The following is a 1,433-nucleotide window of genomic DNA, read 5'->3' on the forward strand; positions in this document are numbered from 1 at the left end:
CGCAGCCCAGGCGCCGAGCAGCGCGGTGGCCAGGGCTGAGAGGCTGACCGTGAGCCAGATCAAATGCTGCATACGTTGCAGGAAGTGTTGGTGGTGGGTGATGTCGAGCATCAGGCTCAGTTGCGGCGAGTCGGGTTGACCCGGCCTTAACGGCGCGTTGTACACGCGGTACTCGGTGCCGGCGTTCTGCAGGCCGTGCAGGCCAGGCGATTCGGGCAGGCTGATGTTCGGTGCGCCGTCAAACCAGCGTTGTCCGGCGGCGGTGATGCGTAATGCGAGGTCAGGCTGGCGATTGAGTTCGGCGCGCAGTTGCGCTTCGCGTTGGGCGAATAACTGCGGCGAGTCGACGCCCAGCAAGGTGCTGCGCAGCGCCACCAGTTTGCTCTCGAGCAGTTGCTGGTCCAGTTCGACAAAATGCGCCTCGCTGGCCCGGTTGAACAGCACGCCAGCGCCCCAGCGCGGCAGGCCGAACAACAGCAAACCGTTGATAAGGGTCGCCAGGCCCATGGGAATGGTGCCGAAGAACATCGAGACCGTAGAGTGCCCGAAGATCCGCCGCGCCTCGTCGAAAAACATCACCCAGCGCGCCGTATACAAGGCGCTGAACAGGATGAACAGGCCAATGGTGAACAGCCACAACCCTTCGGCGACGGCGTACACACCCGGCAGATTGACCGGCAGTTGCGCCAGCGCCAGCGCCAACACCCCGGTACCCATGGTGGCGGCGAACCAGTTCGGGGTGAACTGGCGAATCACTTCCCGCGGTCGGGTCAGGTGGCTGAAGGGTTTGTAGTTCAGGGTGGTCGAGCAGGTCATGATGGCAATCCTCTTCCTCGCATGAGGTTGAGGCCATGGTAGAACCTGAGCACATATCTATATAACGGGTAATATCTCTAACTGTTATCTATTTTACCAATATAGCATCAGGCGCTGCCCTTGCACCCGACCCGCAATGCATCCTGGCGTAGCAACCCGGCCAGGGCGCCGAGGGTCAGCACGATCAGCACGGCGCCGTAGCCGTCCGTGGTAGCGATGAGGCCAAAACTGCGGATCAGATTGCCCGCCAGCAAAGACGGCAGGCAGAACGCCAGGTAGCTCAGCACATAAAATGCCGACATCAACCCCGCCCGCTCATGGGGTAAGGCCAGCGGCACCACGCTGCGCAAGGCCCCGAGAAAGCCTGCGCCAAAACCACTGCCGGCGATTAACGTCGCGATGAAAAACAGCGGCAGGCTGGCACTGTGGACCGCCACGAGGATCAGCGCCACACCAACAGCCAGCAGGCTGGCGCCCAACCGCAGGACCTTATTGGCCGGGCGATTGCGCAGGCTGAAGATCATCAGCGCGCCGCTCAAGGTCAGCACCGCCACCAAGCCGCCACCGATCAGGTTGGAGGTCGAGCCGGTCGCCGCCCGCACCAGCGACGGCGCCAG

General features: G+C 62.7%; 2 pseudogenes. Both read right to left on the minus strand.

Annotated elements, in window-relative coordinates:
* Window positions 1-816, minus strand: a pseudogene (locus tag L9Z73_RS30470) (hypothetical protein); the annotation flags it as partial.
* Window positions 817-923: 107 nt separating this feature from the next.
* Window positions 924-1,433 (minus strand): annotated as a pseudogene (locus L9Z73_RS30475) (MFS transporter); the annotation flags it as partial.

The organism is Pseudomonas emilianonis (genome assembly GCF_023072625.1).
Classification (GTDB): Bacteria; Pseudomonadota; Gammaproteobacteria; order Pseudomonadales; family Pseudomonadaceae; genus Aquipseudomonas; species Aquipseudomonas paraveronii.